Source organism: Amycolatopsis sp. cg5 (assembly GCF_041346955.1).
Lineage (GTDB): Bacteria > Actinomycetota > Actinomycetes > Mycobacteriales > Pseudonocardiaceae > Amycolatopsis.
Window position 1 is genome coordinate 233,177 of record NZ_CP166849.1, and the last position, 26,891, is coordinate 260,067.

Below are 26,891 nucleotides of genomic sequence, written 5' to 3' on the forward strand. Positions count from 1 at the left end.
CCCAATATGTGGATTCTGTCGCTACGCAGGGCTAATGTCCGGGGGCCTCTAAACAAGTCATGGGAGAGTCAACGTGCGTTGGACACGAACGATCAACGTCGCTGCGGTGTTCGCCGCGGCGGTACTCGGCTTGACGGCCTGCGGTGGCGGTGACAGCAACCCGGCCCCCGCGGCGCAGAGCAAGGGTGGCGCCCCCATCGTGGTGGCGTCGTTCAACTTCACCGACAGCCAGATCCTCGCGGAGCTGTACGCGAACGCGCTGGAGTCGAAGGGCTACCCGGTGGAGCGCAAGCTCAACCTCGGCTCGCGCGAGCTGATCTACCCCGAGCTCAAGAAGGGCTCGCTGCAGTTCATCCCGGAGTACCAGGGCGCGGCCATCCAGACCGGTTTCGCCGGTGTGCCCGAGAAGACCCCGGAAGCCGAGCACGAGCAGCTCAAGAAGCTGCTCGAGCCGTCTGGCGTGGGACTGCTGAACTTCGCGCCCGCGCAGAACAAGAACGCCTTCATCGTCAAGGCCGACTTGGCCAAGGAGAAGGGCCTTAAGACGCTCAGCGACCTTAAGAAGCTCGACAAGGTCGTCATGGGCGGCGGACCGGAGTGCGCCCAGCGCATCCCGTGCTTCAAGGGCTTGCAGGACGTCTACAAGCTCACCAACGCGACCTTCCAGGCCGTGCAGGAAGCGGGCCCGCGCGTCGAGGGGCTCAAGTCCGGCTCGATCACCGTGATCACGGTCGACTCGGTCAACCCGCTCGTCGGTGACCCGGCGTACGCCGAGCTGCAGGACGACCTGGGCATCGTGCCGACCGAGAACATCGTGCCCGCGGTGGCCAAGAAGGTCATCGACGAGCGCGGCGCCGACTTCGCGACGGTCGTCAACGCGGTCAGCGCGAAGCTCACCACCGAGGAGCTGCGCACGCTCAACAAGCGCGTCGACTCGGACGGCGAGCAGGCCGCCGACGTCGCCAAGGACTGGCTCAAGTCCAAGGCCCTGATCTAGGTGGTCACGCGGGCTTTATCCCTGAGGACCGGGATAAAGCCCGCTTTACTCCCGGGGATTTAGCGGGCTTTATCCCCGGGAGTAAAGCCCGCTTTATCCCAGTGCGAGGCGGGCGTAGGCGCGGACGTCGGCGTCGGAGTCGGTGTCCAATGTGCTCAGGTGCGCCGCGATCTCCGGGGTCGTGGCGAACGGGGTCAGTGCTTGGACCGCGGCGCGGCGGACGTTGGCGTGGTCGTCGGCGAGTGCGGCGAGCAGAGCGGGCGATGGGGTGGGGAGCCCGCCGAGAGCGGGCACCGGGCCAGCCGTGCGCACCTCGTTGGTCACCTCGCCGTGCTCACGCAGGATTTCGGCGAGCCCGCCCAGCCGGTTCAGGCCGTGCGGGACCTTGTGGCCCACCACGACCGTGCCGATCCCCGGCTGGCGCGTGATCAGGCCGTCCGCGCGCAGCAGGTCGAGCGCCTCGCGGACGGTGTTGCGGGTGGCGGCGTACTCGGCGCAGAGATCCTGCTCGCACGGCAACGGCTCGTCGGCGAGTATCTGGCGCCGCAGCACGTCGGCGAGTTGCCGCGCGCTGTCCGATCGGGTGCGTTTCATGGCCGGTCTCCGTGGTGGGTGGGAGTCCAGCGAGGATCGTGGGCGCTTGTTAACGGCGGGTTACGCCACTTCTGAGCCATTTGATGATGCTCTGACCTGCGAAAACGAGCGTCAACAGCGGACTTTCGCCGCTCAGGATGTGAGATGTGCCTACCGCCGGTTCGAGGTGCGCCCCGCGGTGCCAGGGTGGACGCTAACTGGCACACCATTGAAAGGAACGTTCATGGGTAAGGTCACGGCCGTCGCCGAGCGGACGATCAACGCGCCGGTCGAGCAGGTGCGGGCGCTGGTGGCGGACTACGCCGAAGCGCGCCCCAAGATCCTCACCGAGCAGTACCTCGACTACGCGGTCACCGAAGGCGGCCACGGCGCGGGCACCAAGGCGAGCTGGAAACTGCAGGCCACCTCGAAGCGGGTGCGCTCGGTCGACGCGACGGTGTCCGAGCCGTCGCCGGGCACGATCGTCGAGACCGACGCGAACTCGTCGATGGTCACCACCTGGTCGGTGCGCGAGGCGGGCGCGAACAGCGTGGTCCGGATCGAGACCACCTGGGACGGCGCTGGCGGCATCGGCGGCTTCTTCGAGAAGACGTTCGCACCGGGTGGACTGAAGCGGATTTACGACAGCGTGCTGGGAAAACTCGCCGAGATTGTGTAGCCGATCACAAACGGAATGATCGCCCCGGTTAGCGCGTTGGCACCTTCCAGAGACACCTACTCAGACTGGAGTTCACCGGTGAACGCACCCACTCAGGCCACGGAAGTTCAGCTCGCCTCGCGTCCCCACGGCGCGCCGACGCTGGAGAATTTCACCGTCGCGGACACGGCGATCCCGTCGCCGGGCGAAGGCCAGCTGCTGGTGCGCAACTCGGTGATCAGCGTCGACCCGTACATGCGCGGCCGGATGAGCGACCGCAAGTCGTACTCCGCGCCGTACGAGCTCGGCCGCGCCATGCAGGGCGGCGCCGTCGGCGAGGTCGTCGAGTCCACTGTGGATGGTTTCAAGGCAGGCGACCACGTGCTGCACTTCGAAGGCTGGCGCACCCACGCCGTCATCGACGCGAAGACCGCGGTCAAGGTCGACGGCGCGGTCTCCCCGCTGTCCAACTACCTGGGCGTGCTGGGCATGACCGGCCTGACCGCGTACGCGGGCCTGTTCCGGGTCGCCGGCTTCAAGGCCGGTGACACCGTCTTCGTGTCCGGCGCGGCAGGCGCGGTCGGTTCCATCGTCGGCCAGCTCGCGAAGCTGAACGGCGCCAAGCGGGTCATCGGCTCCGCGGGCTCGGCCGAGAAGGTCAAGTGGCTGGTGGAGGAGCTCGGCTTCGACGCCGCGTTCAACTACAAGGACGGCCCCGTCGCCGAGCAGCTGCGCGAGGCGGCCCCCGAGGGCATCGACGTCTACTTCGACAACGTCGGCGGCGAGCACCTCGAAGCCGCGATCGACTCGATGAACCTCAACGGCCGGATCGCCGTCTGCGGGATGATCTCGCAGTACAACGCCACCGACCCGACCCCGGCGCCGCGCAACCTGGCGTCGATCATCGCCAAGCGGTTCACCATGACCGGGTTCCTCGTCGGCGACCACTACGACCTGCAGTCGAAGTTCGTCGCCGAGGTCGCGCCGCTGGTCGCGAGCGGTCAGCTCAAGCACTCGGAGACGTTCGTCGACGGCATCGAGAACGCGCCGCAGGCGTTCATCGACATGCTCGAAGGCGCTAACACCGGCAAGATGCTCGTCCGCGTCTGAGGACTCGTGCGCGTGGGGTCGTGAGTGATACGGCCGGTTCTAACCGGTCAAAACACTCACGACCCACGCGCACGACTCAGTACTGGCCCGCGATCGAGCGGGCGGTCAGGTCGGCGTCGACCGCGTCGGCGTCCGCCGCGATGTTGAGCTGATCCTTGAAGATGCGGCCCGCGCTGGGCAGCGACTTGCGGTCGGGCCAGGTCTCCGGCTTCCAGAGACTCGACCGCATGAAAGCCTTGGCACAGTGCAGGTACAGCTCGTTCACCGTGACGACCACGGCGAGCTGAGGCCGCTTGTTCTTGACGATCAGGTCGTCGAAGAACGGCCCGTCCGACACCAGCTGGGCGCTGCCGTTGACGCGCAGGGTCTCGTTCATCCCCGGCACCAGGAACAGCAGCCCGACGTGCGGGTTGTCGACGATGTTGCGGAAGCTGTCGACCCGGTGGTTGCCCGGCCGGTCCGCGATCACCAGCGTCTTCTCGTCCAGCACGAGCACGGACCCGGCGGGGTCGCCACGCGGCGAGACGTCGCAGGTGCCGTCCGGGGCGGACGTCGCGAGCAAGACGAACGGCGAATTCTCGATCAACGTCCGCGCGTGCGGGTCGATGCGGCCGATGTCCTTGCGGATCGCACCATCGCCGACCTCGCCGATGATGCCGGTCAACGCCTCGTGCGTGTCTACAACGGTCACATTCCCCATACCGCCACGGTACCTAGAAAACGACCGTTCGATTCCCGTGAACTAGGACACGCGACTCGAGGTGCCAGCGCAAACCCCGCGACAGGGTCACCTTCTCGATGTCCCTGCCCTTGCGGACCATGTCCGCGATGGAGTCGCCGTGGTCGACCCGGATGACGTCCTGCTCGATGATCGGACCGGCGTCGAGGTCGGCGGTGACGTAGTGGCAGGTCGCGCCGACCAGCTTCACGCCGCGCGCGTACGCCTGGTGATACGGCCGCGCGCCGATGAACGACGGCAGGAAGCTGTGGTGGATGTTGAGCACCCGCCCGCTCCACTCCGCGCACAGCTCCGCGGGCAGGATCTGCATGAATCGCGCCAGCACGACCGCGTGCGGGTCGTGCTGGCCGACGAGCTTGCGCACCTCTTCGAACGCCTCGGCCTTGCGGTCGGCGAACGCGACGTGATGGAACGGGATGCCGTGCGCCCGCGTGATGTCGCCGAGGTCGGGGTGATTGGCGATCACCGCGCTGATCTCGACGTCCAGCTCACCCGCGGCGACCCGGCCCAGCAGGTCGTAGAGGCAATGGCCCTCTTTCGACACCAGGATGACGACTCGCTTGCGCTCGCCGGTGTCGCTCACCTGCCAGCTCGACTCCGCGGAAAGCGACGCCGCGACCGCCCCGAACTTCTCGCGCAGCACCTCGACCTCGAACGGCAGCGAATCCGCGCGCACGACCTGGCGCGTGAAGAACCAGCCGGTGTCCGGGTCGGTGTGATAGGCCGCCTCGACGATCCAGCCGCCGTGCTCGGCGAGGAACCCGGAGATCCGGGCGATGATGCCGGTGCGGTCGGGGCAGCCGAAGGTGATGACGTAGCGACGCTCAGGGGCAGACACGCCCCTCATCATTCCTCGTGCAGCTCAGACCCGGTCGCCGGGCCAGCCTCCGCCCCGACTCGACGGCCGCCACGAGCCCCAGCCCCAGCCCGAACGACAGCAGCAGGCCCTTCGCGGGCTCATCCGCGAACGCCGCCCCGCCCACCAGCCCGATCAGCACGCTGTAGACCGCCCACAGCCCGGCGCCGAGCGCGTCGTACGCGACGAACCTGCGGAACGGATACCCGAGACTCCCGGTCGCCAGCGCACTCGCGACCCGCCCGCCAGGGAGGTACCGGGCCGCGACGATGAGCATGGTGGCGTGCCGGTCCACTTTGGCCTTGGCCCACTCGTAACGGTCTTCTCGCAGCCAGGAGATCGCCTTCGGGCCGACCTCGCGTCCGACGACATAGCCGAGACAGTCACCAGCCCAAGCCCCGACGGTCGCCGTGGCCGCCAGCGCGAGCAGCTTCCCCGGATCCGGCCCGAACAACACGGCCACGGTCACCACGGTCGTCTCACTCGGCATGAACGGCAGCAGCGCGTCGAGACCGGCGACCCCGAACACGATCACCCACAGCCACGGCGAGCCGACGCTCTCCCGCAACAGCCCCGTGACCTGCTCCAACACCTCCACACCTCGAAGCCTGATCACCCAAAGCCACCCCCGGGTAACAGCCCGGGGCGACCCAGGTAAAGCCCACGTGAGCTTTCCCCACCCAACCCCGAAAGTGGCTTTCGTCAGGTCCTATAGCCCGAAAGTGGCTTTCGTCAGATGCGATCTGACGAAAGTGGCTTTCGGGCTTTCACACCTGACGAAAGCCACTTTCGGGGTCTGGTCAGGGGAGGGGAGCGACGCTGGACCAGGGCAGGGTCAACTCGCCCAGGCGCCACCGCGAGGGTCGGCCCTGGACCGGCCACCCGCGCTGGGTGAGCAGGTGCACGGTGTGGACCCAGCGCGCGCGGGCGCCGAAGGCCTGGTGTGGCGCGGCGGTGGCCCAGCAGGTGTCCAAGGTGGACATGAGGTCGTGGACGCGCTCGCCGGGCACGTTCCGGTGGATCAGGATCTTGGGCAGGCGTTCGGCCACTGTGGACGGTCGGTCGAGCGTGGAAACCTTGCAGGACAACGTCAACGTCAGCGGACCCGAAGCGGAAACCGTGACCCAGGTGCAGAGGCGGCCGATCTCGTCGCAGGTGCCTTCGACCAGCAACCCGCCGGGCGCGAGGCGGTCCAGCATCAGCTGCCACGCCTGCGCGACCTCGGTTTCGTCGTACTGACGCAGCACGTTGAACGCGCGCACCACCGCCGGTCGTGTCCCGGCCAGCTCGAAGCCGCCGCGCTGGAACTCCAGGAGTGGACCGGCCGCGGCTTGGGCGACGGCGACCCGTTCGGCGTCCAGTTCGAGGCCGAGTACGCGGATGTCGGGGCGGACCGTGCGCAGGCGGCGGGCCATTTCGACGGTCGTGACCGGGGAGGCGCCGTAGCCGAGGTCGACGACCAGCGGTGGGGCCGTCGCGCGCAGCAGGGCGACGACGGCGGGGTCCGCCGTCAGCCAGCGGTCGACGCGGCGGAGGCGGTTCGGGTTGGTCGTGCCGCGGGTCGGCGCCCCGATCAGGCGTTCTCGGCCAGCCACTTCGCGGTGAACTCCGCTTCGCGGTGCAGCAGCTTGGTGACCTGCTCGGCGATGACGCCTTCGAGCTTCGAGCCGATCAGCGGGATGCGGACGACGACCTCGCCGAGGCTCGTCAGCGCGGTCTTGTCGCCCTCGCGCTTCAACGACGTGCGCGCGGTGATCTCGCCGGGCACGCCGCTGACGACGGCCGTGGCGGTGCCGGTGTAGCCGTCGCCGTCGCGGGTCCAGGTCTGGGTGCGCTCGACCATCAGGTCACCCTTGTGGATCACCCGTACCGCCTGCGGCAGCCGCTCGGCGGAGATGCCCTGCCGCAGCTTGAAGCTGACGCCGTCGCCGGACGGCGTGAAGCTGAGCAGCTCGGCGTGCTCCCCGCCGATTTCCGCGAGGCGCGCGCGGATGGCGTCCTCAGTGGACGTGGCGGCCAGCACCGCTTCGACGTCCGGTGAGAACAAAGCGCGGTGCTCGATACGGGATCCCATGCCCCGGACAGTACCGTTTCCTGCCGTGACCCCTACCCAGACGACGCTGACCGACCACACCACGCTCCGGCTCGGCGGCCCGGCGCGCGCCTTCGCCGAGGCGACGTCGGCCGACGTGCTGGTGAAACTCGTCGCGCAGGCCGACGAGGCCGGTGAGCAGGTGCTCCTGCTTGGCGGCGGCTCCAACTTGGTCGTCGGTGACGCCGGTTTCGACGGTACGGTGATCAAGATCTCGACCAGCGGCTGGCAGCGCGACGGCGACTTCGTCGACGTCGCCGCCGGCCAGAACTGGGACGAGTTCGTCGAGTCCATGGTCACCGAGGGCCTCGGCGGGGTCGAATGCCTCTCCGGCATCCCCGGCTCGGTCGGCGCGACGCCGATCCAGAACGTCGGCGCGTACGGCTGCGAGATCAGCGAGACGCTGGTGTCGATCGAGTTCTACGACCGCGCCGCGCGCGAGGTCCGCACGATGTCCGCCGCCGACCTCGGCTTCGCCTACCGCGCGAGCGTGCTCAAGGGCACCGATGCCGGTGTCGTGCTCAGTGTCCGGTTCGCGCTCACGCCGGACGGCCTCTCGGTGCCCATCCGCTACGCCGAACTGGCCCGCACGCTGGGTGTCGAGATCGGCGAGCGGGTCCCGGTCGCGCAGGCCCGCGAGGCCGTGCTCGGCCTGCGCCGCGGCAAGGGCATGGTCCTCGAAGCGGCCGACCACGACACCTGGAGCGCGGGCTCCTTCTTCACCAACCCGATCATCCCGGCCGAGCGCGCCGACGTCGTTCGGGCCCACATCACGAGCGTCGTCGGCGACGACGTCCGCGTCCCCGAGTACCCGGCCGACAACGGGGTGAAGCTGTCCGCGGCCTGGCTCATCGAGCGTGCCGGGTTCGCCAAGGGCCACCAGGGGCCCGGCGGCCGCGTGTCCCTGTCGACCAAGCACACGCTCGCGCTCACCAACCGCGGCGACGCGTCTACGAAAGACCTGCTCACGCTGGCCGCCGAGGTTCGCGACGGCGTCCGAGAGCGCTTCGGAGTCGAGCTCCACCCTGAGCCGCTCCTCATCAACTGCCACCTTTAGGGGCAACCCACGCGGGGTAAACACGTCCTAAAGCACAGTGGGGGAGAAGTAACGTCGAACCGCTGTAGAGCGCTGTTAGGCGTTGACGGGGTGGCAATGGGAGGTTGACGGTGTTGGAACGGCGCACGGTGTTCAAGGCTGCCTTGGCCGCGGGGGCTTCCATGCTGCTCGCCGCCTGCTCCAGCACTGAGAGCGGCAACGCCACCTCGGTCGACGGCAAGCCCGCCGAAGAGGCGCCGAAGGCCAAGATCACCGCCGAACCGGCCGTCGACGCCAAGGACGCTCCGGTCGCCAAGCCGATCGTGGTCAAGGTCACCGAGGGCAAACTGACCGACGTCAAGGTCACCGGTGAAGGAGACAAGGCGGTCAAGGGCGAGCTGGCCGCCGACGGCCTGAGCTGGACCAGCTCCGAGCCGCTCGGCTACGGCAAGACGTACACCTACGCCGCCAAGGCCATGGGCACCGACAACAAGCCCGCCGAGCTCAAGGGCACCTTCACCACGCTCAAGCCCGCCAAAGAGGTCCGCGCCACGCTGAACCCGGCCGACAACGTCACCGTCGGTGTCGCGATGCCGATCAGCGTGAAGTTCGCGTCCGCGGTGAAGAACAAGGCCGAGGTCGAGAAGGCGCTCAAGGTCAAGACCGACAAGGACGTCGAGGGCTCGTGGGGCTGGCTGTCCGAGACCCAGGTGGACTTCCGGCCCAAGGAGTACTGGCCAGCCAACATCGAGGTCAACGTGGAGGCGAAGCTGCTCGGCGTCGACCTCGGCGGCGGCGCGTACGGCAAGGCCGACGTCACCACCAAGTTCAAGATCGGCCGCAACCAGGTCGTCAAGATCAACACTCCTGACCACCGGATGCACGTCTACCGCGGCGGCGCGGAGCACAAGAGCTACCCGTGCGCCAACGGCCTGGACGCCGAGGTCGACCGCAACACCCCCAACGGCACCTTCATCGTGATGGAGAAGAAGCCGCAGGCCGTGTTCGACAACGCGCGCTACGGCTACACGAACGTCAACAAGAAGTGGGCCTGCCGGATCTCCAACAACGGCGAGTTCATCCACGAGAACCAGGACAACGCGGCCGCGATCGGCAAGACCAACAACTCGCACGGCTGCGTCAACCTGCTCGAAGCCGACGCCAAGGACTACTTCGACTCGGCGCTCGTGGGTGACCCGGTGGAGATCAAGGGCTCGCGACTGCCCGGCCCGACCAAGTCGGACGTCAAGGACTGGCTCTACGACTGGGCTACCTGGAAGTCCTTCTCCGCGGTCAAGTGAACACCGAGGTCAGCGCTGACGGGGTACGCCTCGCGGTCCGCGTCGAAGGCGCCGAGAACGCGCCCGCGATCGTCTTCGTGCACGGCTGGGCCCAGTCGTCGGCTGCCTGGCTGCCGCAGCTCACCGACGAGTCGCTGCGGAAGTATCGCTTGGTCGCGGTCGATCTCCGCGGCCATGGCGCTTCGGACGTCCCGGCTGACGGCTACGGCGATTCGCAGGTCTGGGCCGACGAGCTCGCCGCCGTGCTCGACTTCGCCGCCGCGCCCGCGATCGTGGTCGGCTGGTCCTACGGCGGGCTGGTGATCGCGGACTACCTGCGCGCGCACGGAACCGCACGGTTGAGCGGGATCGTGCTCGTCGGCGCGATCACCGAGATCGGCCGCGGACGGCCCGGCGGGAGCATCGGCCCGGCCATGGCGGCCGCGCTGCCCGCCGCGTTATCGGACGATCCGGACATCGCGGTCCCGGCGCTGGTCGAATTTTCCCGCGCGCAGGCGACGAAAGTAGTACCGGGCGCACTCGGGCAGGCCATGCTCGGCGCGAGCCTCTCGACGCCGCCGTTCGTCAGGAAAGCCCTGTTCAAGCGGGATGTAGGCAGCGAGGACGTGCTCGCCGCCATCGACGTGCCGACCCTGATCGTGCACGGCACGGACGATCGGGTCGTCAACTTCTCGGCGGCGGAATACGCGGCCGGGAAGATTCCGGGTGCTGTTACGCGTTGGTTATCGGATGTGGGGCATCTGCCGTTCGCCGAAGTCGCGCCGGAGTTCACCGGCGTACTGCGGCAGTTCGCCGACGACGTGACCGCTTAAGCACTCAGGAGTACTTGGTGAGCTTCTCCCTGCATGGGATTCGTCGTGCGCCGCGCCGGGTGGCCGTGATGTCAGTGCACACATCGCCGCTCGAGCAGCCGGGCACCGGTGACGCGGGCGGCATGAACGTGTACGTCGCCGAAACGGCGCAGGAGATGGCCGCGCGAGGCGTCGGGGTCGAGGTGTTCACCAGAGCGACCTCGTCCGAGCAGCCGCCGGTGGCCGAACTCGCGCCAGGCGTGCTCGTCCGGCACATCCCGGCCGGGCCGTTCGAGCCGCTCGGCCGTGACGAGCTACCCGCGCAGCTGTGCGCGTTCACCTCGGGCGTGCTGCGGACCGAGGCGTTCCACGAGCCTGGCTACTACGACCTGATCCACTCGCACTATTGGCTCTCCGGCCAGGTCGGCTGGCTCGCGCGCGACCGCTGGGGTGTGCCGCTGGTGCACACCGCGCACACTCTCGCGAAGGTCAAGAACGCCGCGCTCGCCGAGGGCGACACCCCCGAGCCGCGCACCCGCGTGATCGGCGAGGAGCAGGTGGTCGAGGAGGCCGACAGCCTCATCGCGAACACCGCCGTCGAGGCGCGTCAGCTCATCGAGCTCTACGACGCCGACCCGCGCGAGGTGCACACCGTCGCGCCCGGCGTCGACCTGAAGCGGTTCACCCCCGGTTCCAAGACCGACGCCCGCGCCGCGCTCGGCCTGCCGCCGGACGCGGTGATCATGGCCTTCGCGGGCCGGATCCAGCCGCTGAAGGCGCCGGACGTGCTGCTCTACGCCGCCGCCGAGCTGCTGCGACAACGCCCGGAGCTGGCGTCGCGGCTGATCGTGCTGATCGTCGGCGGACCGTCGGGCACCGGGCTGGAGCAGCCGCAAGCGCTGCGTGAGCTGGCGGTCTCGCTGGGTATCGAGCGGCAGACCTGGTTCATGCCGCCGCAGCCGGGCAAGTCGCTGGTCAACGTCTACCGCGCCGCGGACGTGGTCGCGGTGCCGAGCTACAACGAGTCGTTCGGCCTGGTCGCGCTCGAAGCGCAGGCCTGCGGGACGCCGGTGGTCGCCGCCGAGGTCGGCGGGCTGCCGGTCGCGGTCGTGCACGGCGTGTCCGGCTTGCTCGTGCCGTCGCACGCCGGTCCGGACTGGGCGTCCGCGCTGGCGAACGTGGCCTTGCAGCCCGCGCGGCACGCGGAACTGGCCACCAACGCGGTGACGCACGCGCGTCGTTTTTCGTGGGCGCGCACCACGGATGCTTTGCTGGACACCTACACGCAGGCGACGAGCGCGTTCCAGCGCGCTCTGGAGGTGGCGGTGTGAGTGTCGGCTCGATCATCGAGTCCGCTTTGGACAATGCGGAGCTGAAGTACGAAAAACGGGGCGACAGCGGGTTTTTCGTCACCCTGCCCGGTACGAAGAAGCTGCAGACCAACGCCTGGCTGATCGTCGGCGACCACGCGTTCGCGGTGGAGGCGTTCGTCTGCCGCCGCCCGGACGAGGCGCACGAAGAGGTCTACCGGTTTCTGTTGCGGCGTAACGCGAAACTGTACGGAGTTCACTACACATTGGACTCCAGTGGCGACATCTATCTGGTCGGCCGGTTCGGTTTGGACACCGTCACCGAGGCCGAGCTGGACAAGATCCTCGGGCAGGTGCTGGAGGCTGCCGACGGCGACTTCAACACGTTGCTGGAGATCGGCTTCGCGACGTCGATCAAGCGAGAGTGGGACTGGCGCGTCTCGCGTGGTGAATCCCTGGCGAACCTGCAGGCGTTCAAACACCTCGTCGAGCCCGCGTCGCACGAGCCCGGTTCCTTGACCAACTCGTGATTTCGCATATGCAACGCAGCTGAGCACTTCGACCGTCTCACCGGCCATGACTGGAGGGAGACAGGCGATGAAGTTCTCGGCTAGACGGTGGTTGGTGCTGGTCGCGGCCGGTTTGGCGCTGGCGGGCTGCGGGTCGAACGACTCCGCGAAGAGCTCGACGAGCTTTTCCGGCGAGGCCGCGCCAGCGCAGCCGCAGCAGGGCTCAGGTTCGGCCAAGGACAGCGCGGGCTCGTCACAGGGCCAGCCTGGTCAGCAGGGCAAGGCCGCCGGTGTGCCGGTGGGGCAGGCGGGTGTCCAGGACCGCAAGCTCGTGAAGACCGCGAAGCTCTCGCTGGCCGCGAGCGACGTGCCCGCGATCGTCGACTCGGTGCGCCAGGTCGCGGTCGGCGCCGGCGGCTACACCGGCCAAGAGCGCAGTGACAAGCACTCGGCGACGGTCAGTCTCGCCGTGCCCAGCGACAAGCTCGACACGACGCTCGCCGACCTGTCCAAGCTCGGCGAGGTCACCAGCCGCGAGCAGAGCACCCAGGACGTGACCGAGCAGGTCGTCGACGTCGAGTCCCGCATCGCGACCCAGAAGGCCAGCGTCGAGCGCGTCCGCGCGCTGCTGGGGAAGGCGAACTCGGTCGGCGAGATCACCTCGGTCGAAGCCGAGCTGACCACCCGCGAGGCCGAGCTGGAGTCGATGCAGCGCAGGCAGCAGGCGCTCGCGGGCAGTGTCGCCATGTCGACGATCTCGGTGAGCGTCTCGCAGAAGGGCACGCCACCGGCCAAGCCGGAGGAGCGCTCGGGGTTCTTCGGCGGCCTCGCGAACGGCTGGGACGCGTTCCTGACCTTCGGCGGCGGCGTGCTCACCGTGCTCGGCGCACTCGGCCCGTTCCTGCTGTTCCTCGGCGTCCCGGCGTTCGCGCTGGTCTGGTGGCTGCGCAAGCGCCGCCCCGCCCGCGTCCCGGCGACCCCCGAGCCACTGCCCGCCGAGTGAGTCTCGGGTCGTGAGTGTTTAGGCCGGTTAGAACCGGCCGCATCACTCACGACCCCCTCTGAACTGGGCAAATGCTTTGGGTCTTGTTGGAGTGCCTCAAGGGTCGGCACGCGCACCTGGAGGGTCGTCAGCGTGCCGACCCGCCAGGCACGCGTGCCGACTCTCGGGGTACGCGAGATGGCCGGCTGGGTACAGGGGTCGTGAGTGATGGCGACGGTTCTAACCGTCGGGAACGCTCACGAGGTCCTTGGGGAAAGGCGGAGCGGCTTGAGGGAGGGGGAGTCGCGATCTCAAGCCGCCCCGCTGAAGTTCCCGCCACTTGTGGACCCGGTGACGAGGGGGGTGCCAACGGGGCCGGCGGGGCCGCGACTCGGCAGGGGGGAGACGAGTCGCGGTCACGGTCCGCGGCCGGTCGGGGAGTGCGTGGAATCCGACCGAGCGGGACGGTAGTCAACCTGTCAGATGTCCACCTGTAATCACAAGACTACTGGTTACTCCATTCGAGTGAAATTCCCCGGATGGGCTAACGCAATGCAGTCCAAATGGGCGGTATTCATGCTTGTTGACGAGTATTCTGTTCTGTGGGTGACGTGTTACCGTTGAGTAACACACTCTGGGTAGGACTTATCGGGGTAACTGGTCCGCCCGTCCCACGTCAGCGCATCTCTGGCAGGCTTGCGGCCATGGTCGAACTTGGGACGTTGGTGCTGCTGCGTCACGGGCAGAGCACGTGGAACGCGGAGAATCTGTTCACCGGCTGGGTCGACGTGCCGCTCTCGGAGCAGGGCGAGGCCGAGGCACGTCGCGGCGGTGCGCTGCTGAAGGACTCGGGCCTGCTGCCCGACGTCGTGCACACCTCGCTGATGCGCCGCGCGATCTCGACGGCGAACCTCGCGCTCGACGGCGCCGAGCGGCACTGGATCCCGGTCAAGCGCGACTGGCGGCTCAACGAGCGCCACTACGGCGCGCTCCAGGGCAAGAACAAGAAGGAGACCCTGGACCAGTACGGCGAGGAGCAGTTCATGCTCTGGCGCCGCTCGTACGACACCCCGCCGCCGCCGATCGACCCCGACGACGAGTTCAGCCAGGCGCACGACGCGCGCTACGCCGACCTCGGCGACAAGGCGCCGCTGACCGAGTGCCTCAAGGACGTCGTCGAGCGGCTGCTGCCGTACTGGGAGTCCGAGATCGTGCCGGACCTCCGCGCGGGCAAGACCGTGCTCGTCGCCGCGCACGGCAACTCGCTGCGCGCGCTCGTCAAGCACCTCGACGGGATCTCGGACGCCGACATCGCCGGCCTGAACATCCCGACCGGCATCCCGCTGCGCTACGACCTGACCGACGACCTCAAGCCGGTCACCCCCGGTGGTCTCTACCTCGACCCGGAGGCGGCCAAGGAGGCCGCGGCCGCGGTCGCGAACCAGGGCCGCTAGTACCCGAAATCCGCGATAAAGCCCGCTTTACTCCCCGGAGTAAAGCGGGCTTTATCCACGGGAGTAAAGCCCGCTTTATCCCGGGTTGCTAGAGGATGCCGACCTCGCGGGCACGGGCGCCCGCTTGGAAGCGGGAGGTCGCGCCGAGCGCGTCCATGAGCTCGGCGACGCGGCGGCGGTACGTGCGCAGGCCGAGGCCGAGTGTGCGCGCGGCCGTCTCGTCCTTGCAGCCAGAGGAAAGCAGGTCCAAGATCTGCGGGGCCTGCCTGCGCAGTTCGGCGAAATCGGCGTCATAGACGGAAAGTTCGGTCGCGCCGCGCCAGGCCGCTTCGAACAGTGACACGATCCCCTGCACCAGTTCCGGCTTGGAAACCACGCTATAGGCCCGAGAACCGGCTTCCTTGTCGCCCGCGAGTATCGCGATGCGAGAGTCCAAAATGATCGTCTCGTTCACCTCGGAAGTGGTGATCCGGATCTGCACGCCGAGTCGTTCCGCGTGCCGGAGTTCGCGTGCCGAGTCGAGCAGCACGCCGGGCCGGTAGACCTTCCTGATCCGCTTGCCGCCGGTCGACTGGCTCTCGCCGGACCGCGACGCCGCCCAGGTGTGCAGATCGTTCGCCGCGCACGACACCTCGTCGGCGCGCGCGAAAAGATGCGCCGTCCTGGCGAACAGCTCCTGCTCGCCGCGTACCACCACTACGTCGTCCACGCCGTAAGTGTCCGCAAGTCGGCAGCATGTTGCCAAACCCTGCGCCGAAAAAAGACCGAAGCGAAGCTGAATCCATGACCAACGCAGCAGCAGCCGGCACCTGGAAGCTCGGCCAGTTCACCGTCAACCGCCTCGGCTTCGGCGCGATGCGCCTGATGTTCCGCGACCGGGACTCCGCGATCGCCGTGCTCCGGCGCGCCGTCGAACTCGGCGTCAACCACATCGACACGGCCGCCTTCTACTTCCAGGGCCACCTTTCCGCCAACGAACTCATCAACACCGCGCTCCGGCCGTACCGGGACGACCTCGTCGTCACCACCAAGGTCGGGCCCGGCCGCGACCCGTCGGGCGTCTTCCTGCCGTCCGCGACGCCGGAGCAGCTCAAGGGACAGGTCGAAGAGAACCTCCGCCAGCTCGGCCTCGACCACCTCGACGTCGTCAACCTGCGCATCGGTGAGGCACTCGACCGCGGCACGGGCTCGCTCGCGGACCGGTTCGGCGCGCTGGCGGAACTCCGCGAAGCGGGAATGATCCGGGAACTCGGCATCTCCAACGTCGGGCCGGAACACCTCGACGAGGCGCGGGAAATCGCGCCGGTCGTGTGCGTGCAGAACCAGTACGGCTTCGCCACGCGACGCGAGGACGACGCGCTCATCGAAACCTGCGCGGAGCACGACATCGCGTTCGTGCCGTTCTTCGCGGTCGCCAACAGCGCCGAAAACGCGGGCATCGACGAACTCGCCGCCAAGTACGGCGTGACGCCCGCGCAGATCCGGCTCGCGTGGACGCTCCACAAGGGACCGAACGTCCTCGCCATCCCCGGAACGGGTGACCTGGGGCACCTGGAGCAGAACATCGCGGCGGCTTCGCTCCGCCTCACCGACGAAGACCTCGGTAGCCTCTGAACTGCGTGAAGAAGCCACTAAGCGGCAACAAAATGAACGGCGTCTGAACCAGCGCCGAACATGTTCCCCGCAGGTGTCACGGCCGTCACGAGAACGCATCCAGTACTAGGCCAATGGGCTACCTCCGCGCTTACCATCCTCTCGTGACCGTGCCCGTCTCATTCGCACTGGCCATCGGTGCTTTGGTGGTCGGAGTCGCCATCGGCTTCCTCATCGCCCGCACCCGGACCCAGCGGGCCGAGCGGAAGCCCGAGGGCCCGACCGTCGCCGAGCTGCTGATGCGGCTCGTGCGCTCCTCCAACAACGGTGTCGTCGTGCTCAACAGGTTCGGCGACATGGTGCTGCACAACCCGCGTGCCTACGAGCTCGGCCTGGTCAGGGTCAGCCAGGCCGACCCGAGGGCGCGCCAAGCGGCCGAGCAGGTCGTCGAGACCGACGAGCCGATGGAGATCGACCTTTCGCCGCTCGAAGCGCGTGGCCGCCAGCCGGAGGCCGTGCTCGGCATCGTGCGCCCGCTCGGCGACGGCTTCACCATCGTCGAGGCGGTCGACCACTCCGAGGCGGTCCGGCTGGAGGCCACCCGCCGCGACTTCGTCGCCAACGTCTCGCACGAGCTCAAGACGCCGGTCGGCGCGATCGCGCTGCTCACCGAGGCCGTGCTCGACGCGGCCGAGGACGTCGAAGAGGTGCGCCGCTTCGGCTCCAAGATCCTGCGCGAGTCGACCAGGCTCGGCCAGCTGGTGACCGAGCTGATCGCGCTGTCGCGGCTGCAGGGCGCCGAGCGGCTGCCCGACCTCAATGTGGTCGAGGTCGACGCCGTCGTGCGCGAGGCGCTCGGGCGGACATCGTTGTCGGCCGAGTCCGCCGAGATCACGGTGACCACCGACGCGGCCAGCGGACTGCTCGTCGAGGGCGACCGGACGCTGCTGGTCACCGCCTTGTCGAACCTGCTGGAGAACGCCATCGCGTACTCGACCTCCGGCAGCCCGGTGTCGATCAGCAGGCGGCTGGCCGACGGCAACATCGAGATCGCCGTCACCGACCGCGGCATCGGCATCGCCGAGGACGAGCAGCAACGGGTCTTCGAGCGCTTCTACCGCGCTGACAAGGCCCGCTCGCGCGCCACCGGCGGCACCGGGCTCGGCCTCGCGATCGTCAAGCACGTGGCGGCCAACCACGGCGGATCGGTGGGACTCTGGAGCAGTCCGGGCACCGGATCGACGTTCACCCTGCGGATACCCGCCCATCTCTCGCCGGAACCGGCAACCGGCAAGCAGGTCCCGCCCGCACCGCGGCAGGAGAACACGCCCGAGCGGACATCCCGGCTCGTGGTGACCGGGCAAGAAGCCCCCGACCATGGAGGAAAGCTGTGACGAGGGTACTCATCGTCGAGGACGAGGAGTCGTTCGCCGACCCGCTCGCCTTCTTGCTGCGCAAGGAGGGCTTCACCGCCGCCGTCGCCGTCACGGGACAGCAGGCGCTGGAGGAGTTCGACCGCAACGGCGCGGACATCGTGCTGCTGGACCTCATGCTGCCCGGGATGAGCGGCACCGACGTGTGCAAGCAGCTGCGCCAGCGTTCGGCCGTGCCAGTGATTATGGTCACTGCCCGCGACAGCGAGATCGACAAGGTGGTCGGCCTCGAACTGGGCGCCGACGACTACGTCACCAAGCCCTACTCGGCTCGTGAGCTCATCGCCCGCGTCCGCGCGGTGCTGCGCCGCGGCGGCGAGCCCGGCGCGGACGGCGAACTGGCCCCGCTGGTGCTGTCGGCCGGACCGGTCCGGATGGACGTCGAACGGCACGTCGTCACTGTTGACGGGGCTGAAGTCTCGCTGCCGCTCAAGGAGTTCGACCTCCTCGAGTACCTGCTCCGCAACGTCGGCCGGGTGCTCACTCGCGGGCAGCTCATCGACCGGGTCTGGGGCGCCGACTACGTGGGCGACACCAAGACCCTCGACGTGCACGTCAAGCGGCTGCGGTCCAAGATCGAACCCGACCCCGGCTCGCCCCGTCACCTCGTCACCGTCCGCGGACTTGGTTACAAGTTCGAGACCTGAGATGAAGAACGGGTACCGTAGCCCCCTGTGCGCCTAGGGGTTCTCGACGTCGGATCGAACACCGTCCACCTGTTGGTGGTCGATGCGCATCGTGGTGCGCACCCGACACCGATGCACTCGGAGAAGGCGGTGCTGCGCCTGGCGGAGCAGATCACCAAGACCGGTGAGCTGAGCCGCAAGGGCGCGGACGACCTGGTCGCCGCGGTCGAATCGGCCAAGGCGGCGGCCGTGCGGCTGGGGTGCGAGGACGTCATGGCGTTCGCCACCTCGGCCGTGCGTGAGGCCAAGAACTCGGCGAAGGTGCTGGCCAAGGTGGCCGACGAGACCGGGGTCGAGCTCAAGGTGCTCTCGGGCGCCGACGAGTCGCGGCTGACGTTCCTCGCGGTACGCCGGTGGTTCGGCTGGTCGGCGGGCAAGCTGCTGGTGCTCGACATCGGCGGCGGCTCGCTGGAAGTCGCGATGGGCATGGACGAGGAGCCGCAGCTCGCGGTCTCGCTCCCGCTCGGCGCCGGGCGCACCACGCGCACCCGGTTCCGTCATGACCCACCGTCACGGTCCGAGCTGATCGACACCACGGCGTGGCTCGACGATCAGCTCGGTGACCTGGCGAACCGGGTCACCAGGTTGGGTACACCCGATCGGGTGGTCGCGACGTCGAAGACGTTCCGGTCGCTCGCCAGGCTCACCGGCGCCGCGCCGTCCGCGGCGGGGCCGAGGGCGAAGCGGGTGCTGACCGACACCGCGTTACGCCAGCTCATCGCCTTCATCTCGCGGATGTCGGCGCATGACCTGGCCTATCTCGAAGGGGTCAGCGCCAGCCGATCCCACCAGCTGGTCGCCGGTGCGCTGGTCGCACAGGCGACGATGAAGGCGTTGTCACTCTCCGAACTCGAAATCTGTCCTTGGGCGCTGCGGGAGGGTGTCATCCTTCGACGACTGGATCTCGCGAACGGCGCGGACGAAACTTCGAACACGGATCGTGGCGGTTCGTCGCGTAAATGGACCGGTGGCAGCAGCGCACTGGACTTGGACAGTCAGACACGGGCACGGTGAAGGGGATGGCAGAGGACAGCGGGAGCGAGCAGCCACAGAAGACGGTGGCCGAACTGCTCGCCCAACACGGAGCGAAGCCCGAAGGCGGGCGCCGTCGTCGACGGCGCGCCGCTGACGACGACGTGGTCGAGACGCCGGAGCCGGGTGGCTCACGGCGCAAGCCGACCGCGGGCGACACCGGGCCGCAGGCGATCATCGACCGGGTCGCCGGTGGCGCCACGCCTCCTCCACCGGCCCCCGCACCACCGGCCCCACCGGCACCCGCGCCGCCGGTCCGTCGCGCGCAGCCGCAGCCGGAGCAACCCGCCCCGCCGCGTCAGCGGCAGGACTCCGGGGCGTTCCGGGTCAAGCCGCCGGTGCACCAGGACTCCGGGCAGCTGCCCCGTCCGCAGGACTCGGCCCAGTTGCCGCGCCCGCAGGACTCCGCGCAACTGCCGCGGCCCCAGGACTCGGCCCAGCTCCCGCGCCCGCAGGACTCCGCTCAGCTCCCGCGTCCGCAGATGCCGCCGCCAGGTGTGCCGCCGCATCCGCAGGACTCCGGGCAGCTCCCGGTGCCGCCGCGTGGCCGTGGGCCGCGCCAGCAGCAGCCACCACCACCCGTCTCCCAGGAGGAGACCCGGCGCCGGATCACCCCGGCCCGCCCGCGTGGCGCCCAGCCGCCCGCCGACACCGGCGCGCTCTCGTCGCGGCTGGACGGCCTCGACACCGAGCCCGAAGTCGCGCCCCCGCCGCCCCCGCCCGCACCCGGCGGGATGGGCAGCGGCACGTTCCAGTCGCCGCAGGCGCCACCTCGGCGCCCGCGGCGTCAGCCGGCCAGGCAGCAGCCGAAGCCGGAGGACTACACCGAGCAGATCCCGACGATCATCGACGACATCCCACCCGCCGCACCGCCGGTGCCGCCCGCGGCCGCGGCACCGCCGCCGCCCGCGCCGGTCGTTGACGAGCCGCCCGCCGGACTGGCGGGCTGGCGCAAGAAGCGCAAAGCGGTCGCGATGGACGACACCGAGGTCGGCGTCATGCCCGCGGTGCCGGTCGACCAGGAGCCGCAGCTCGACACCGCGCTGCTCGACGGTGGCCCGCCGACCCAGTACTCGACGCCGCCGTCGTTCGCGCCGCAGCGCGCGATGCCGCGTGAAGACCCGTTCGACGACGAGCCGCTCGACCTGAACGCGCCGCCCGGCCGTCTCGACGACCAGTACGACTACGACGACGACCCGCTCGTCGACGACTACGAAGACGAGTACGACGCCGAACCCGTCGCCGAGGAGGAAGAGCCGCCGCCCGCCGAGGAGGAAGGCTCACCTGGCAAGCAATGGCTCGCGCTGGCTTGGCAGCTCGCGGCCGGTGTCGTCGGTGGCGCCGCCGTGTGGCTCGGCTTCAACTGGCTGTGGGTGAAGCTGCCCGCCGCCGCGTTGATCGCCGCGCTGCTCGTGGTCGTCGGCCTGGTCTGGATCGTCAGGAAGATCCGCCGCGCCGAGGACCTGCAGACCACGGTGCTCGCCGTGCTGGTCGGCCTGGTCGTGACGGTCTCGCCTGCGGCATTGCTCCTGCTGTCCAGATAGGACCATTGCCGAGTGACTGAACCATCTCGGGTGCCGGTCGGGCTGTCGACGGCTTCGGTGTGGCCCGTGCGCGCCGGCACGGCGTTCGAGCTCGCCGCCGACCTCGGCTACGACGGGGTCGAGGTGATGGTCTGGGCCGACCCGGTCAGCCAGGACGTCTCCGCGCTGCGCCGCTGGTCGCGGCGCACGGGCGTGCCGGTGCTGTCGGTGCACTCGCCGTCGCTGCTGATCACCCAGCGGATCTGGTCGCCGGACCCGGTGATCCGGCTGCGCCGCACCGTCGACGCCGCGGGCGACCTCGGCGCGCGCACGGTCGTCGTGCACCCGCCGTTCCGCTGGCAGCGCCGCTACGGCGACGCGTTCGGCGACCTGGTCGACGAGCTCGAAGACGCCAGCGGCATCGAGATCGCCGTCGAAAACATGTTCAAGGTCCGCCCGCCGGGCGGCTCGCGCACCTCGCGGGTGTCGGCGTTCCGGCCGTCGATCGACCCGACCGACGTCGGCTTCCGGCACTACACGCTCGACCTGTCGCACACGGCGGCAGCGGGCATGGACGCGCTGGCGCTGGCCGAGCGAATGGGCGAGGGCCTCACGCACGTCCACCTCGCCGACGGCACCGGCATTCCCAAGGACGAGCACCTGGTGCCCGGCCGCGGTGATCAGCCGTGCGCGGAATTGCTGGAGAAGCTGGTCAGCAATGGTTTCAGCGGGCAGATCGTGCTGGAGATCAACACCAGGCACGCCACCGGGCAGGCACAGCGCGCGGCCGAACTCGCCGAGTCGCTGCTGTTCGCGCGGCTCCACCTGGGACAGTGAGAAGTTCACGCGTTTCATGACACTGTCGTAGGTCTCTCCAATTCAGGTAGCCGAACACGTAAAGTCCCGTGCGTGAGTTCGCCGCGATCGTCGCTATCCGAAACCCGAATGAAACGATTCGTAGCCGGGCGGAGAGCGCCGGGTAGCCGGGTGGATATCCTCAGCGAGCGCGCGAGCACCCCCGCGCGCAACCTGGTGGAGGGGGGCGCGACCGTGCGTCTGCACGTGCCTTGCGTAGATCGTCTTCGGTGCTCGTCCGCGCTGGTCAGCGTTAGGTGAGCCCGCTCGACGACACCGCCACGTCCTTCGACGTGGCGAATACGGTGCGGTCGATGGGTGACGGGACGTTCACCGCCGACCTCAAGCTCGAATGGTCCATCGGCGGCCACCCGCACGGCGGCTTCCTCATGGCGCTGCTCGCCAAGGCCGCACTCGCGGTGCTCCAAGAGCGCGGCGAGCCGCCCGCCGACCCGCTCGCGGTCAGCGCCGAGTTCCTGCGCCCGCCCGCGATCGGCCCGGTACTGCTGCGCACGGACGTCCGCAAGGTCGGCAGGCGCGCGACCGTGGTCGCGGTCGGCCTGGAGCAACGCGGCCGCAGCTGCGTCGAAGCCAGGGTTACCGCAGGCCGCTTGCCGATGCGCCGTCCCGAGTGGACCGAACTGCCCGCGATGCCCGTCGAGCCGCCCGCCAGCGCGATCGCGATCGCGGGCGACACCGCCGAAGGCACGTTCAACCTGGCCAAGGGCTGCGACGTCCGCCTCGACCCCGCCACCGTTGGCTACCTGGCAGGCCGCACCGGCGACCCGCCCAGGATCAAGCTGTGGGTCCGCCCGAGGCATGGCCTCGCCGACCCGTACTTCGCGCTCGTCGCCGGCGACGTGAACCCGCCGGTCGTGTTCAACCTCGGCCGCTTCGGCTGGGCGCCGAGCGTGCAGCTGACCGCGCTGCTGCGCACTCGCCCGGCACCCGGCTGGCTGCGGGTGATCGTCGACTGCCGCTCGGTGCACGAGTCCTGGTTCGACTCGGACGCCATGGTGATCGACTCGCAGGGCCGCCTCGTCTGCCAGGCCCGTCAGCTCGGCCTCGCCCCGGCTCCCGGAGCCTGATCGCCAGGGCTGGGCAAGGCTGACGGCGCGAACACGCGAAACCCGAGTTTGGGCCACCCACTGGCCCAAACTCGGGTTTCGCGAAGATCAACTTGCCCGCAGGGCTTTGCCGGGACCCTGCAGCTGGAGCGTATGAAGGCTCCCCTCATACAGCCGGGCTTGGATGAGGGGAGCCTTCATCGCGTATAGCTGTATGAAGGGAGCCTTCATACAGGCCGGGTGGTCGGAGCGTGTTGCGGGCCACCCTTGTGGCGTGGTGGCGCTTGGGTGTTTGGATGGGTGACATGAGCGTTATCGCGTTGCTGGGTGCCGGAAAAATCGGAGAGGCGCTGCTCTCGGGGCTGCTGCAGGGCGGCACGAGCGCCGACGACCTGCTGTTCACCGAGCGATATCCGGCCCGTGCCGCCGAGCTGACCGAGCAGTACGGCGTGCACGGCGTCACCGTGCCGGAGGCGGCGAAGCGCGCCGACGTGCTGGTCGTCGCCGTGAAGCCGCAGGACATCGACCCCGTGCTCGACGAACTCGCGCCGCTGCTCGGGCCCGATTCGCTGGTCGTCTCCCTGTGCGCGGGCCTGCCGACCGCGCTGTACGAGCGCAGGCTGGCCGACGGTGTGCCGGTCGTCCGCGTGATGCCGAACACGCCGATGCTGGTCGGCGAGGCGATGAGCGCGATGTCACCGGGCAAGCACGCGACGGCCGCACATCTGACCGTCGTCCGCGAGCTGCTGGAGCACGTCGGCAAGGTCGTCGAGGTGCCGGAGTCGCAGCAGGACGCGGTGACCGCGCTCTCGGGTTCCGGGCCCGCGTACTTCTTCTTCCTGGTCGAGGCCATGATCGACGCCGGGATCCTGCTCGGCCTGCCGCGTGCGCTGTCCGAGAGCCTGATCGTCCAGTCGGCCGTCGGCGCGGGCAAGATGCTCGCCGAGTCAGGCGAACATCCGGTCATCCTGCGCGAGGCGGTCACGTCACCGGCGGGCACGACCATCAACGCCATCCGTGAGCTGGAGAAACACGGCGTCCGCGCGGCCTTGCTGGCCGCCATCGAAGCCGCGCGCGACCGCTCGGTCGAGCTCGGCAAGGCCCACGAGACCCCCTGACCAGCCGGCTTTAACCCGAAAGCCACTTTCGTCAGATGAGACCTGCCGGAAGTGGCTTTCGGGCTTTCGCGACCTGCCAGAAGTGGCATTCGGGGTACGACGGAGATATTGGCTAGTGCAAATGGGGCAGGTCAGGGGCCCATACCGGTGACTGGCGTCGCATTAGTCCCACGAGTCCCGCTACTCTCACGAGAGCACGTGCGTGTCGGTACCGCCGGTGGGGAAGCCGCGCGGCGCGACACGTGTCGAAGGATCGGTGAATCATGCCGCCGAACAAGAAGGAGGACGTGCCCGCGGTCGGGCAGGTCCAGTTTTTGACGGTCGCCGAGGTGGCCACGCTGATGCGGGTCTCCAAGATGACCGTTTACCGCCTCGTGCACTCGGGCGAACTGCCGGCCGTTCGCGTCGGCAAGTCGTTCAGAGTGCCTGAGAAAGCAGTGCACACTTACCTCGAAGGGGCATACTTCGACGTAGGTTGAGTGAGCGGCGGGCCCGAACCCGGGCCCGCCGACTCAGTGCTGGACGGACGCGGGTAACCTGGCAGACCGCTCGTGCCTGTGCGCTCCAACCGTTGGACGCTGCGCCGGGCAGCGTGACCGACGACGACCTAAGGAGCGCCCGTGGGCTCTGTGATCAAGAAGCGCCGCAAGCGCATGTCGAAGAAGAAGCACCGCAAGTTGCTTCGCCGCACTCGGGTTCAGCGCAGGAAGGCCGGTAAGTAGCCTTCGGCTGCGAGACAGCTCGGGTATGGCCCGTCCAGCACTTGGACGGGCCATTCTCTGTTTGTGGACGCTCCTGCCCCCATTCGAGTGACGTCACGAAACGTTTGCCAGGTGGGCGAGTTAATAGCATGTAAGACCCCTCTGGGCCATGCCTAATGAGCGGTAACATCCTGAGGGCGTCGGCGCGATGCTTCCAGTGAGTGCAGGTTCGCGCACCTCGGGTGACTGAAGCCCGTTTGAAGATCAAAAAGCCCTAATCGCCGTAGGGAGACTCATGCCGTCCAACATCGTGCTCGTGACCGGGGTCGGTGGGGAGCTGGGCGGAAAACTGCTGGCCAGGCTCGGCAACAACCCCGACTTCGAGCGCGTGATCGGCGTGGACACCACGCCGCCGGCGAAATCCGTGCTGCAGCGGATGGGGCACGCCGAATTCGTGCGTGCGGACATTCGTAATCCGCTGATCGCGAAGGTGATCAGCAGCGCCAAGGTCGACACGGTGGTGCACGCGTCGACGACCGCGCATCCGGCGGGTCCCAGCCGCCGGATGGCGATCAAGGAAGTCAACGTCATCGGCACCATGCGCCTGCTGGCCGCGTGCCAGCGCTCGCCGCTGGTGCGCAAGCTGGTGGTCAAGTCCACCGCGGCCGTGTACGGCGCGAGCTCGCGTTCGCAGGCCGTGTTCACCGAGGATTCAGAGCTCATCCCGGCGGACTCCAGCGGCTACGCCAAGGACGCCGTGGAGATGGAAGGCTACGTACGAGGTTTAACTCGGCGCAGGCCGGATATCACTGTCACCATGGCCCGTTTCATCAACCTCATCGGGCCCGAGGTCGACACCGTGCTCGCGAGGTACTTCGCCTTGCCGGTGGTCCCGACGGTGTTCGGGTTCGACGCCCGCATCCAGCTCCTGCACTCGGCGGACGCGCTGTCCGTGCTCGAGCTGGCGACCGTGCACGACAAGCCGGGCGTGTTCAACGTCGGCTCCGACGGCGTGATGACGCTGTCGCAGATGATCCGCCGCGCGGGCAGGCTCGAACTGCCGATGCCGCGCGGTGTGCTCCCGTCGGTGGGGAAGGTGCTGCGCGGCGCTCGCGTCGTCGACTTCTCGGCCGACCAGGTACGACTGCTGAACTTCGGGCGAGTGGTGGACACCACACGGCTCAAGAAGGAGTTCGGCTACACCCCGCGCTGGACGACGCGCGAGGCGTTCGACGACTACATCCAGGGCCGGGGCATCAGGCCCGTCCTGGACGGGGGCCTGCTGGCGGGACTGGCGGGCAAAGTGATGACCGCGGCGGCGACCGGTCAGTCGGCCACGCGGTGAAACCCGAGCGAGACCCGCACAAGGAAAGCGAGGCGGACAACGTGAGCAGTGCCGAAGCACAGGTCATCCCGCTGCACGGACCGGGGAGAGAGAAGCCGAGGGACACCGTCGAGGTGCCCGCGGAGAAGCTCGCCGAAGCGGATGAGGCTGAACGGCTGCTCCAAGCCCCGGTCGTCAACTTCCCGACCCCGGCGGCCGCGCCGGTGCGGCAGCCGGAGGTCTCCGAGCTGCCCGAGGCGCTGGCGGAGGCGATCGCGTTCGTGCGCAGCAGGCTGACGGGCGCCTACACCGTCGACGAGTTCGGCTTCGACGCCGAGCTCACCGAGACGCTGATGCTCCCGCCACTGCGCGCGCTGTACCAAAAATGGTTCCGCGTAACGACTTACGGCGTGCACAACCTGCCGGTCGACGGCGGCGCGCTGCTCGTGTCCAACCACTCGGGCACCTTGCCGATCGACGCGCTGATGACCGCCGTCGCCGTCCACGACGAACACCCGAAGCACCGCCACATGCGTGGCCTCGGCGCCGATCTGGTCTTCAAAGTGCCGTTCATCGGATCGTTCGCCCGCCGCATCGGCCAGACACTCGCCTGCAACGCCGACGCCGAACGCCTGCTCTCCAAGGGCGAACTGGTCGGCGTGTGGCCGGAAGGCTTCAAGGGCATCGGCAAGCCGTTCTCGGCCCGCTACAAGCTCCAGCGCTTCGGACGCGGCGGCTTCGTCTCGGCCGCGCTGCGCACCGGCGTGCCGATCATCCCGGTGTCGGTCGTCGGCGCCGAGGAGATCTACCCGAAGATCGGGGACGTGAAGGTGCTCGCGCGCATGCTCGGGCTGCCGTACTTCCCGATCACCCCGCTGTTCCCGCTCTTCGGCCCGCTCGGCGCGATCCCGCTGCCGACGAAGTGGACCATCGAGTTCGGCGAACCCATCCAGACCGACTCGTACTACCCGGGCGCCGAAGAGGACCCGATGCTGGTCTTCAACCTGACCGACCAGGTGCGCGAGTCGATCCAGCAGACGCTCTACCGGCGCCTTTCCCAGCGCCAGGGCATTTTCCGCGGCTGACCCCCTAGCGAGAAAAGCCCGAAAGCCACTTTCGGCAGATGTGATCTGACGAAAGTGGCTTTCGGG

Annotated in this window: 29 protein-coding genes; 22 read left to right on the plus strand and 7 right to left on the minus strand. The window is 68.7% G+C overall.

Features of this window, described 5'->3' with window-relative positions; translation table 11 throughout:
• The first annotated feature begins 73 nt into the window (after positions 1 to 73).
• Entirely contained in the window at positions 74 to 997 is a 924-nt protein-coding gene (locus AB5J62_RS01230) for an ABC transporter substrate-binding protein (RefSeq protein WP_370946245.1), read from the plus strand.
• A gap of 93 nt (positions 998 to 1,090) precedes the next feature.
• On the opposite strand, the gene AB5J62_RS01235 is transcribed toward AB5J62_RS01230, so the two are convergent.
• Positions 1,091 to 1,591, minus strand: coding sequence for a GntR family transcriptional regulator (locus AB5J62_RS01235; RefSeq protein WP_370946246.1), 501 nt, complete (start codon positions 1,589 to 1,591; stop codon positions 1,091 to 1,093).
• 223 nt (positions 1,592 to 1,814) lie between these two features.
• Here AB5J62_RS01235 and AB5J62_RS01240 point away from each other — a divergent pair, with 223 nt between their 5' ends.
• Positions 1,815 to 2,249 carry an SRPBCC family protein gene (locus AB5J62_RS01240; RefSeq protein WP_370946247.1) on the plus strand — a complete coding sequence of 145 codons (435 nt, stop codon included), beginning with the start codon at positions 1,815 to 1,817 and terminating at the stop codon, positions 2,247 to 2,249.
• A gap of 78 nt (positions 2,250 to 2,327) precedes the next feature.
• Positions 2,328 to 3,338, plus strand: a complete 1,011-nt coding sequence (locus AB5J62_RS01245) for an NADP-dependent oxidoreductase (protein WP_370946248.1) — start codon at positions 2,328 to 2,330, stop codon at positions 3,336 to 3,338.
• 76 nt (positions 3,339 to 3,414) lie between these two features.
• On the opposite strand, the gene AB5J62_RS01250 is transcribed toward AB5J62_RS01245, so the two are convergent.
• The 5 genes from AB5J62_RS01250 to AB5J62_RS01270 form a co-directional block, all read right to left on the minus strand.
• Positions 3,415 to 4,038, minus strand: coding sequence for a pyridoxamine 5'-phosphate oxidase family protein (locus AB5J62_RS01250; RefSeq protein WP_370946249.1), 624 nt, complete (start codon positions 4,036 to 4,038; stop codon positions 3,415 to 3,417).
• Between the two features lie 13 nt (positions 4,039 to 4,051).
• Complete coding sequence (gene purU / locus AB5J62_RS01255; RefSeq protein ID WP_370946250.1) at positions 4,052 to 4,924, minus strand: formyltetrahydrofolate deformylase; 873 nt, start codon at positions 4,922 to 4,924, stop codon at positions 4,052 to 4,054.
• Positions 4,902 to 5,531: a DedA family protein gene (locus AB5J62_RS01260; protein WP_370946251.1), complete on the minus strand. Its 630-nt coding sequence runs from the start codon at positions 5,529 to 5,531 to the stop codon at positions 4,902 to 4,904. Before AB5J62_RS01260 ends, purU begins: the two co-directional genes overlap by 23 nt.
• Positions 5,532 to 5,733: 202 nt before the next feature.
• Positions 5,734 to 6,528 (minus strand): class I SAM-dependent methyltransferase, encoded by a 795-nt coding sequence (locus tag AB5J62_RS01265; protein ID WP_370946252.1) that lies wholly within the window; start codon positions 6,526 to 6,528, stop codon positions 5,734 to 5,736.
• Positions 6,507 to 7,007 carry a DUF2505 domain-containing protein gene (locus AB5J62_RS01270; RefSeq protein ID WP_370946253.1) on the minus strand — a complete coding sequence of 167 codons (501 nt, stop codon included), beginning with the start codon at positions 7,005 to 7,007 and terminating at the stop codon, positions 6,507 to 6,509. Before AB5J62_RS01270 ends, AB5J62_RS01265 begins: the two co-directional genes overlap by 22 nt.
• Between AB5J62_RS01270 and AB5J62_RS01275 the strand changes: the two genes are divergently transcribed.
• The 7 genes from AB5J62_RS01275 to AB5J62_RS01305 all read left to right on the plus strand — a co-directional run bounded on the left by AB5J62_RS01275 (position 7,006) and on the right by AB5J62_RS01305 (position 14,408).
• Positions 7,006 to 8,082, plus strand: coding sequence for a UDP-N-acetylmuramate dehydrogenase (locus AB5J62_RS01275; RefSeq protein ID WP_370946254.1), 1,077 nt, complete (start codon positions 7,006 to 7,008; stop codon positions 8,080 to 8,082). The two genes, AB5J62_RS01270 and AB5J62_RS01275, sit on opposite strands and share 2 nt — an antisense overlap.
• A 110-nt stretch (positions 8,083 to 8,192) precedes the next feature.
• Positions 8,193 to 9,362 (plus strand): Ig-like domain-containing protein, encoded by a 1,170-nt coding sequence (locus AB5J62_RS01280; protein ID WP_370946255.1) that lies wholly within the window; start codon positions 8,193 to 8,195, stop codon positions 9,360 to 9,362.
• On the plus strand, positions 9,359 to 10,174 hold the full coding sequence (locus AB5J62_RS01285; RefSeq protein ID WP_370946256.1) for an alpha/beta fold hydrolase: 816 nt from the start codon (positions 9,359 to 9,361) through the stop codon (positions 10,172 to 10,174). The genes AB5J62_RS01280 and AB5J62_RS01285 overlap by 4 nt, the downstream gene beginning before the upstream one ends.
• A gap of 68 nt (positions 10,175 to 10,242) precedes the next feature.
• Complete coding sequence (gene mshA, locus AB5J62_RS01290) at positions 10,243 to 11,484, plus strand: D-inositol-3-phosphate glycosyltransferase (protein ID WP_370946257.1); 1,242 nt, start codon at positions 10,243 to 10,245, stop codon at positions 11,482 to 11,484.
• Positions 11,481 to 11,993: a YbjN domain-containing protein gene (locus AB5J62_RS01295; RefSeq protein WP_370946258.1), complete on the plus strand. Its 513-nt coding sequence runs from the start codon at positions 11,481 to 11,483 to the stop codon at positions 11,991 to 11,993. The genes mshA and AB5J62_RS01295 overlap by 4 nt, the downstream gene beginning before the upstream one ends.
• A gap of 67 nt (positions 11,994 to 12,060) precedes the next feature.
• Complete coding sequence (locus AB5J62_RS01300; RefSeq protein ID WP_370946259.1) at positions 12,061 to 12,975, plus strand: DUF4349 domain-containing protein; 915 nt, start codon at positions 12,061 to 12,063, stop codon at positions 12,973 to 12,975.
• A 683-nt stretch (positions 12,976 to 13,658) separates the two neighbouring features.
• Positions 13,659 to 14,408: a phosphoglyceromutase gene (locus tag AB5J62_RS01305; protein WP_370946260.1), complete on the plus strand. Its 750-nt coding sequence runs from the start codon at positions 13,659 to 13,661 to the stop codon at positions 14,406 to 14,408.
• An 88-nt stretch (positions 14,409 to 14,496) separates the two neighbouring features.
• Here AB5J62_RS01305 and AB5J62_RS01310 read toward each other — a convergent pair whose 3' ends face one another.
• Positions 14,497 to 15,117: a DNA-binding response regulator gene (locus AB5J62_RS01310; RefSeq protein ID WP_370946261.1), complete on the minus strand. Its 621-nt coding sequence runs from the start codon at positions 15,115 to 15,117 to the stop codon at positions 14,497 to 14,499.
• A gap of 74 nt (positions 15,118 to 15,191) precedes the next feature.
• On the opposite strand from AB5J62_RS01310, the gene AB5J62_RS01315 reads away from it, so the two are divergent.
• From AB5J62_RS01315 to AB5J62_RS01370, 12 genes are all read left to right on the plus strand, one after another.
• On the plus strand, positions 15,192 to 16,022 hold the full coding sequence (locus tag AB5J62_RS01315; RefSeq protein ID WP_370946262.1) for an oxidoreductase: 831 nt from the start codon (positions 15,192 to 15,194) through the stop codon (positions 16,020 to 16,022).
• Between the two features lie 143 nt (positions 16,023 to 16,165).
• On the plus strand, positions 16,166 to 17,395 hold the full coding sequence (locus tag AB5J62_RS01320) for a sensor histidine kinase (protein WP_370946263.1): 1,230 nt from the start codon (positions 16,166 to 16,168) through the stop codon (positions 17,393 to 17,395).
• Positions 17,392 to 18,081: a response regulator gene (locus tag AB5J62_RS01325; RefSeq protein WP_370946264.1), complete on the plus strand. Its 690-nt coding sequence runs from the start codon at positions 17,392 to 17,394 to the stop codon at positions 18,079 to 18,081. The genes AB5J62_RS01320 and AB5J62_RS01325 overlap by 4 nt, the downstream gene beginning before the upstream one ends.
• Before the next feature lie 27 nt (positions 18,082 to 18,108).
• A complete protein-coding gene (locus tag AB5J62_RS01330; RefSeq protein ID WP_370946265.1) occupies positions 18,109 to 19,134 on the plus strand; it encodes a hypothetical protein in 1,026 nt (341 codons plus the stop codon).
• 5 nt (positions 19,135 to 19,139) lie between these two features.
• Complete coding sequence (locus tag AB5J62_RS01335) at positions 19,140 to 20,696, plus strand: hypothetical protein (RefSeq protein ID WP_370946266.1); 1,557 nt, start codon at positions 19,140 to 19,142, stop codon at positions 20,694 to 20,696.
• A 12-nt stretch (positions 20,697 to 20,708) separates the two neighbouring features.
• Complete coding sequence (locus tag AB5J62_RS01340) at positions 20,709 to 21,512, plus strand: sugar phosphate isomerase/epimerase family protein (RefSeq protein WP_370946267.1); 804 nt, start codon at positions 20,709 to 20,711, stop codon at positions 21,510 to 21,512.
• 332 nt (positions 21,513 to 21,844) lie between these two features.
• Positions 21,845 to 22,618 carry a thioesterase family protein gene (locus AB5J62_RS01345; protein ID WP_370946268.1) on the plus strand — a complete coding sequence of 258 codons (774 nt, stop codon included), beginning with the start codon at positions 21,845 to 21,847 and terminating at the stop codon, positions 22,616 to 22,618.
• A gap of 284 nt (positions 22,619 to 22,902) precedes the next feature.
• Positions 22,903 to 23,715, plus strand: a complete 813-nt coding sequence (gene proC, locus AB5J62_RS01350) for a pyrroline-5-carboxylate reductase (RefSeq protein WP_370946269.1) — start codon at positions 22,903 to 22,905, stop codon at positions 23,713 to 23,715.
• Positions 23,716 to 23,978: 263 nt separating this feature from the next.
• Positions 23,979 to 24,194 carry a helix-turn-helix domain-containing protein gene (locus tag AB5J62_RS01355; protein WP_091293322.1) on the plus strand — a complete coding sequence of 72 codons (216 nt, stop codon included), beginning with the start codon at positions 23,979 to 23,981 and terminating at the stop codon, positions 24,192 to 24,194.
• A gap of 141 nt (positions 24,195 to 24,335) precedes the next feature.
• Positions 24,336 to 24,437 carry a 30S ribosomal protein bS22 gene (locus AB5J62_RS01360; protein ID WP_007030867.1) on the plus strand — a complete coding sequence of 34 codons (102 nt, stop codon included), beginning with the start codon at positions 24,336 to 24,338 and terminating at the stop codon, positions 24,435 to 24,437.
• Positions 24,438 to 24,711: 274 nt separating this feature from the next.
• On the plus strand, positions 24,712 to 25,761 hold the full coding sequence (locus tag AB5J62_RS01365; protein ID WP_370946270.1) for an NAD-dependent epimerase/dehydratase family protein: 1,050 nt from the start codon (positions 24,712 to 24,714) through the stop codon (positions 25,759 to 25,761).
• A 41-nt stretch (positions 25,762 to 25,802) separates the two neighbouring features.
• Positions 25,803 to 26,825: a lysophospholipid acyltransferase family protein gene (locus AB5J62_RS01370; protein ID WP_370946271.1), complete on the plus strand. Its 1,023-nt coding sequence runs from the start codon at positions 25,803 to 25,805 to the stop codon at positions 26,823 to 26,825.
• Positions 26,826 to 26,891 lie beyond the last annotated feature (66 nt).